7 protein-coding genes are annotated in these 7,185 nt (G+C 32.0%); 3 read left to right on the top strand and 4 right to left on the bottom strand.

Going from position 1 to position 7,185, the window contains the following annotated elements; translation table 11 throughout:
* Positions 1-193: 193 nt before the first annotated feature.
* Positions 194-1,861 (bottom strand): glutamine--tRNA ligase, encoded by a 1,668-nt coding sequence (gene glnS, locus EV697_RS03860; RefSeq protein WP_132022838.1) that lies wholly within the window; start codon positions 1,859-1,861, stop codon positions 194-196.
* Positions 1,862-2,074: 213 nt separating this feature from the next.
* Between glnS and tdeA the strand changes: the two genes are divergently transcribed.
* Entirely contained in the window at positions 2,075-3,448 is a 1,374-nt protein-coding gene (gene tdeA / locus EV697_RS03855) for a toxin/drug exporter TdeA (protein WP_132022836.1), read from the top strand.
* Positions 3,449-3,573: 125 nt separating this feature from the next.
* Positions 3,574-4,305 carry a cyclase family protein gene (locus EV697_RS03850; protein WP_132022834.1) on the top strand — a complete coding sequence of 244 codons (732 nt, stop codon included), beginning with the start codon at positions 3,574-3,576 and terminating at the stop codon, positions 4,303-4,305.
* A gap of 71 nt (positions 4,306-4,376) precedes the next feature.
* Here the strand turns inward: EV697_RS03850 and moaE are convergent, their stop codons facing one another.
* The 3 genes from moaE to folE are packed head-to-tail and all read right to left on the bottom strand — an operon-like array spanning position 4,377 to position 5,794.
* Positions 4,377-4,829 (bottom strand): molybdopterin synthase catalytic subunit MoaE, encoded by a 453-nt coding sequence (moaE, locus tag EV697_RS03845; RefSeq protein WP_132022832.1) that lies wholly within the window; start codon positions 4,827-4,829, stop codon positions 4,377-4,379.
* A 6-nt stretch (positions 4,830-4,835) separates the two neighbouring features.
* The gene (moaD, locus tag EV697_RS03840; RefSeq protein ID WP_132022831.1) at positions 4,836-5,081 is read right to left on the bottom strand and encodes a molybdopterin synthase sulfur carrier subunit; all 246 of its coding nucleotides are present in this window, start codon (positions 5,079-5,081) and stop codon (positions 4,836-4,838) included.
* Between the two features lie 56 nt (positions 5,082-5,137).
* Positions 5,138-5,794 carry a GTP cyclohydrolase I FolE gene (folE, locus tag EV697_RS03835; protein ID WP_132022819.1) on the bottom strand — a complete coding sequence of 219 codons (657 nt, stop codon included), beginning with the start codon at positions 5,792-5,794 and terminating at the stop codon, positions 5,138-5,140.
* 174 nt (positions 5,795-5,968) lie between these two features.
* Between folE and moeA the strand changes: the two genes are divergently transcribed.
* Entirely contained in the window at positions 5,969-7,183 is a 1,215-nt protein-coding gene (gene moeA, locus EV697_RS03830; protein ID WP_132022817.1) for a molybdopterin molybdotransferase MoeA, read from the top strand.
* Positions 7,184-7,185 lie beyond the last annotated feature (2 nt).

Here is a 7,185-nt window from a genome sequence, read left to right as displayed (position 1 = left end):
AGGCTTGTAGGCAGCATTATATTTTCCTTAATATCTAAAACAATAACTTATTTCACTTTTTTTTATTTTCTAAAAAAATAAAAATATTTTTTAAATATCTTTACATTAATTAATCATTCGTGATAAATCTACAAAAAAGTGCGATTAAATTCAATAAAAAATTCAACCGCACTTTATGTAACTTAAGTATTAACTAAAACCCTTCTTTTAAACTCACCGTTAAATTGAATACTAAATGTTCAGGTGTGCTATCTTTGCTATCAGCACAGTAGTAACCTTCACGTTCAAATTGGTATGCTTGTTCTGGTTTTGCTGAAACAAGATTGGTTTCGACAAATCCGTGTTTTATAACAAGTGAATTTGGGTTTATTACTTCATTAATATCTTCTGCTGCTCCCGGATTAGCGACTGTAAATAATTTGTCGTAAATACGAAACTCTGCTGGAGCATTATCTGTTGCGGATACCCAATGGATTACCCCTTTTACTTTACGTCCATCCGCAGGATTTTTACCTAAGGTTTCTGGATCATAGGTACAATATAAGGTGGTGATATTACCATTCTCATCTTTTTCTACTCGTTCCGCTTTAATTACATAAGCATTACGTAAACGCACTTCTTTACCTAATACTAAACGTTTATATTTTTTATTAGCTTCTTCACGGAAATCTTCTTGATCAATATAAATCTCTTTTGAAAAAGTTACTTGACGCGAACCTAATTCTTCACGATTTGGATGATTTGGTGCGATTAATTTTTCATCTTCCCCAAAATTTTCAATCACCACACGTAAAGGATTAATTACTGCCATTGCTCGAGGGGCATTTACGTTTAGATCATCACGAATACAACTTTCCAATGCACTAAATTCAACTACGTTATCTTGTTTTGTTACGCCAATGCGACGACAAAACTCTCTTAATGAAGCTGGCGTATAACCTCGACGACGTAAACCTGAAATTGTAGGCATACGCGGGTCATTCCAACCGTCAACGATTTTATCTTCTACTAGTTTTAATAGTTTACGTTTAGAAGTTAAGGTATATTCTAAGTTTAAACGAGAAAATTCATACTGATGCGGTAATGGACGCTCAATAGAAATATTTTCCAATACCCAATCATATAGGCGGCGGTTATCTTGGAATTCTAAGGTACATAATGAATGGGTAATACGCTCAATCGCATCAGAAATACAATGGGTAAAATCATACATTGGATAAATGCACCACTTGTCCCCTGTTTGATGATGAGTAGCAAATTTTATGCGATAAATAACAGGATCACGCATTACCATAAATGGTGAAGCCATATCAATTTTCGCTCGTAAACTCATTTTGCCTTCTTCAATTTCGCCATTTTTCATTTTTTCAAATAAGGCTAAGTTTTCTTCAATTGGGCGATCACGATAAGGGCTATTTTTACCTGCCTCCGTCAACGTGCCACGATATTCACGCATTTCTTCTGGCGATAACTCATCGACATAAGCTAATCCTTTATGGATAAGCTCTAAAGCATAAGCATAAAGTTGATCAAAATAATCAGAGGCATAACGAGGCTCACCAGCCCATTTAAAGCCAAGCCATTCGACATCTTGTTTAATAGAATCTACATATTCCACATCTTCTTTTGTCGGATTGGTATCATCAAAACGTAAATTACACAATCCTTGATAATCTTTTGCCAAACCAAAATTTAAGCAAATTGATTTAGCGTGTCCAATATGTAAATAACCATTTGGCTCTGGAGGGAAACGTGTTTGTACATTATTGTGCTTTCCTGAAGCAAGATCTTCATCAATAATTTGACGAATAAAATTACTTGGGCGATTTTCTACATTTTCGACTACTTCAACGTCGCTCATTATTGACCTCATAAAATCATTTCATAAAAATTTTAGCTATTCTACAATGTTTACTCTAATAATACAAAACGCTTTGCAGTTTAATAATTGCCACTTTATCGTAATTTTATCTTCTCGCTAGGAAATAAAAATTTTGTTACAATTCACTGATAAAAATTAACTAAAAAAAGGCCGCACTTTAAGCGGTGGATTATAGAAAGAAAGGAAAAAATAATGTTTAAACTTTCAAAACTCACCTTTAGCATAATTTTATCAACCATGTTAATAGGCTGTGCCAATATTGATGACTCATATAAAACGGTTCAAGAAGATTTTCAACAATATCAAGAATTAACCAATCAGTATCATATTCAAGAAAATTGGTGGACATTATATAACGATAAGCAATTAAATGAATTAGTTACCCAAGCTTTAAATAATAACAAAGACCTCGCTAAAGCGGCGCTCTCTGTCAATATTGCCCTTTATAAAGCAAATTTATTAGGTGCAAATCTAGTCCCTAATTTTAGGAGTTCTACAATTTCTAAAGCGGCAAAAAATATTGATAAAGGGGAAAACTCACTTATTTCTCACACGGGTACATTTGATGTAAGTTATACAATTGATCTTTGGAACCGTTTAAAAGAGGCTAAATCCGCAGCAGAATGGCAACACTCTGCAACTCAACAAGATTTAGAGTCAGCTAAATTATCTTTAATCAATGCGGTTGTAGCTACTTATTATCAGCTGTCTTATTTAAATGATGCAATCAATGTCACTAATCAGATGATTAATTATTATTCTAAAATTAGCAATATTATGAATAATAAATTTAAATTAGGGGTGGCGAATCGCTCAATAGTCGATCAATCAAAACAAGCAGTTCTTGCAGCAAAAAGTAAATTAATTGCTTATGAAACACAAAAGAAAGGTGTTGAAACTGCCTTACGTAATTTACTTAATCTCAAACCAAATGAAAATATTAATATTCATTATCAAAATATTTTAAAAGTAAAAAATATTGGCGTAGATCTTAATGTTCCTTTTTCAACTATTGCTAACCGCCCTGATATTAAAAGTAGTCAATATCGTTTAAATAGTGCCTTTAAAGATGCAAAAGCGATGCAAAAAAGCTGGTTCCCTTCTATCACATTAGGTGCTGGTTTATCTTCTTCTGGCAATAAAGTAAATAATGCCTTAAATACGCCTATTGCAACAGGAACATTGGCAATTAACCTACCATTTTTAAGTTGGAATACAGTGAAATGGAACGTAAAAATTTCTGAATCAGCCTATGAAATCGCTAAACTAAACTTTGAGCAATCTATTACCAAAAGTTTAAATGAAATTGATACCAATTATTTTAACTACGGACAGGCAAAACAAACTTTAGCTAATTTACAAGAAACACATCGTTATAACGAACGTATTACACAATATTATAAGAATCGTTATGATGCAGGCATTGCGGAGTTAAGAGATTGGCTGAATGCAGCAAATATGGAAAATACCTCCCAACTTGCTATTTTAGATGCAAAATATAAATTAATTCAAAGTGAAACTGCCGTTTATAGTGCAATGGGTGGGTATTATTCAGTTAAAAAATAGTTGATTTAGTTATCATAATAAATTAATTTAAGGAGTGTGAATACAATATTAATAGTATGCTTAAACTAACTTTTATTACATAGTATTTTAAATATATAAATATGATTTTTTAGGAGATAATAAAAATGAATTTAAATTTATGGAAAGAATATAAAATATGGACTCAAGAATGTAAATTTGTTGATTTAACGCATACACTCTCACCAGAAACACCTCATTGGTCAGGTTTTATGCCTATGGATAGTAAAAATATTTTTAACTATAATGATGGCTTTAATGTTCATGAAGTAAAAGTTGTAACTCAATATGGAACACATATTGATGCTCCAGCACATTTTGTTGAAGGAAAAAGATTTTTAGATAAAATTGAACCAAAAGAAATGATACTTCCTCTTTGTATTCTTGATATTTCAGAAAAAGTAAAAAATAATTCAGATTATTCAATTACAGTAAAAGATCTTGAAGATTGGGAAAATAAATATGGAAAAATTCCTGAAAATAGCTTTGTAGCATTAAGAACAGACTGGTATCTCAAAAAAGATTTAGATAATCGTGATAGTAATGGAAATAAGCACTATCCTGGATGGTCTATGGATGTATTAAAAATTTTAATTGAAGATAGAAATGTAACCGCTGTTGGACATGAAACATCAGATACCGATCCTGCTATTGAGGGTGCTAAAAATGGATTAATTATGGAATATTATGTTTTAGAACAAGATATTTATCAAATTGAGTTAATGAAAAATTTAGATCAAATCCCACCTAAAGGAGCATTAATTTTTTGTGGATTCCCTAAATATAAAGATGGTCCTGGTTTTCCTGCAAGGTGTATCGCTTTATGTCCAATAGATTAAATTAAAACACAAATATAAGGACTAATACTTTAGCCCTTATATTTTTTGATCGAGAAGACTTTACTTATATTCTACCACTTCTCTAAAGCTTGCTGATCGCAATCTCTACTTTCTATCCAACGCTCTCCTGCTTTGGTTTGTTCTTTTTTCCAAAAAGGTGCTTTTGTTTTTAAATAGTCCATAATAAATTCATTAGCCGCATAAGCGTCTTTACGATGTGCCGAACTGACACCAACTAGCACAATTTCATCACCTGTTTCCAATAAACCGATACGATGAATAACAGAAACTTTTTGGATATCCCAACGAGATTTAGCTTCATCAACGATCTCAATTAATGCTTTTTCTGTCATTGCGGGATAATGTTCAAGGTATAAACTAGATACTTTATCACCTAAATTTAAATCCCTTACCTTTCCAACAAAAACAACTGTAGCCCCAACAGAATGATCTTCAGATAACCAACGATAAATGTCATTTTGATTAAAAGGCTTTTCTTGAACAGTAATACTCACATTTTTCATAAAATCCTATCCCCCTGTAACAGGTGGGAAAAAGGCAATCTCATCGCCTGATTTTATCGTGCTTTCTAAAGGCATTAAAGTTTGATTAATAGCTACTAAAAGTTTTCCTTTTTCTAAAGCTAAAGCCCATTTATCACCATTTGTAGCTAAATGCTGTCGAAGTTGTTCTGCGGTATCAAACTTAGCTTCAAGTTCTAATTTTTCGATTCCGATAATTTCTCTTGTTTGTGCAAAAAATAATATTTTTAACATAATTGTTTTTTATAAATTAAAGTTGATTGTCAGCAAGATTATTAATAACGATATTCTTACTTATTGATTAATGATAAAAATTCTTTTCTTGTTTCTCTATCATCAAGGAATACTCCACCAAAAGCAGATGTGACAGTGTAACTATTTGTGTCTTTAATTCCACGACATTTAACACAAAAATGAGTGGCTTTAACATAAACCGCTACATCTTCTGTTTCTAAAATTGTTTGAAATGCCAATAAAATCTGCTCTGTCAAACGTTCTTGTACTTGAGGACGTTGTGCAAAAAAAGATACCACTCGATTAATTTTAGATAAGCCTATGACCCATTTTTTAGGATAATAAGCCACTGAAACCATACCATCAATAGTAACAAAATGATGCTCACAAGTACTTGTTAATGTTATATCATTTACAAGCACCATTTCACTGACTTTCATTCGGTTTTCGATATTCGTGATTTTGGGAAAGTTTGCATAATCTAAGCCACTAAAAATTTCATCAATAAACATTTTTGCTAAACGAAATGGCGTTTCTTCAAGACTGTCATCTTTTAAATCCAGACCTATTAATTTCATCACTTCACGCATATGTTTTTCAATGCTAATTTTTCGTTGTTCTTTATTTTCCATTAGTGAAAGCATAGGTGTTTCAATTCCTTTTTCAACTAATGCATTACGAACTTTTATTGCTTCAGGCAAAAGATTACTCATTTATATATTATTCTCCTAAAAAACTGAGATTTGGCATTCTAACAGAGAATAAATAAAATCTCTATTTTATCCTAGTAGAAAAGTAATAAAATAAGTTATCTAAGTATAACAATTCGATAAAATTTAACGTAGAATAAAGAAACTTACTTTATTAAACAATATTAAGGAATGAATATGTTACCCTTAGAACAAGCTGTAAATAATATGTTGGAACAACTTCCTTCCCCTTCTCAAAAAGAAAAATTACTTCTTAATACAGCATTTAAACGTATTTGTGCAGAAGATATTATTTCACCAATTAATGTTCCCGCTTTTGATAATTCAGCAATGGATGGTTATGCTGTTCGTTTGTCTGATTTACAACAATCATTAACTTTGCCCGTTGCTGGTAAATCTTTTGCAGGGAATCCTTTTACTAATGATTGGCAAGAAAAATCAGTAATCAGAATTATGACAGGTGCGATGCTGCCTGATGGAGCAGATGCGGTAGTGATGCAGGAACAAGTGATCGTTAATAATGATGGAACTGTTACTTTTTCTGAAATACCTAAATTAGGGCAAAATATTCGTCGTCAAGGTGAAGATATTAAACAAGGTGAGGTTGTATTAAAAACTGGCTCAAAATTAACCGCACTTTCGCTTCCTTTAATAGCCTCTCTAGGTATTGAAGAAATTAATGTATTTCCAAGATTAAAAGTCGCTATACTTTCTACTGGCGATGAACTTGTTGCTATTGGTCAATCATTACAACAAGGTCAGATTTATGATACAAACAGCTTTACAATAAAGTTACTGTTAGAACAATTAAACTGTGAAATTATTGATTTTGGTATTTTACCTGATGATGAAAAAATCTTTGAAGAAAAATTTATTCAAGCACAACAGCAAGCTGATCTTGTAATAACGAGCGGTGGCGTATCAGTTGGTGAAGCTGATTTTACAAAAACAGTGTTAGAAAAATTAGGACAAGTTAATTTCTGGAAAATCGCTATGAAACCAGGCAAACCCTTCGCATTTGGCAAACTAGAAAATGCGTGGTTCTGTGGATTACCTGGAAATCCTGTATCAGCATTAGTTACATTTTATCAATTAGTACAACCAGCTATTGCAAAGTTAAGCGGCTATACTCAATGGCAATTACCTAAAAAAATCCCAGCAATTACCACAGTTAATTTAAAAAAAGCGATTGGTCGCCAAGATTTCCAACGTGGATATTATGAAATTAATGAAAAAGGTGAAATACAAGTTAAGCCTATCGGTTTTCAAGGCTCTCATATATTTAGTTCTTTTGTTGAAAGTAATTGCTTTATCGTTTTAGAAGCAGAACGAGGGAATGTTTTTGCTGGTGAAACCGTTTTTATCGAACCATTTAATTTTATTATGGGGTAATA

The sequence above is a fragment of the Bisgaardia hudsonensis genome, from assembly GCF_004345785.1.
Taxonomy (GTDB): Bacteria; Pseudomonadota; Gammaproteobacteria; order Enterobacterales; family Pasteurellaceae; genus Bisgaardia; species Bisgaardia hudsonensis.
The sequence above is the reverse complement of the archived record's forward strand: the minus strand, read 5'-3'. Positions and strand labels throughout refer to the sequence as shown.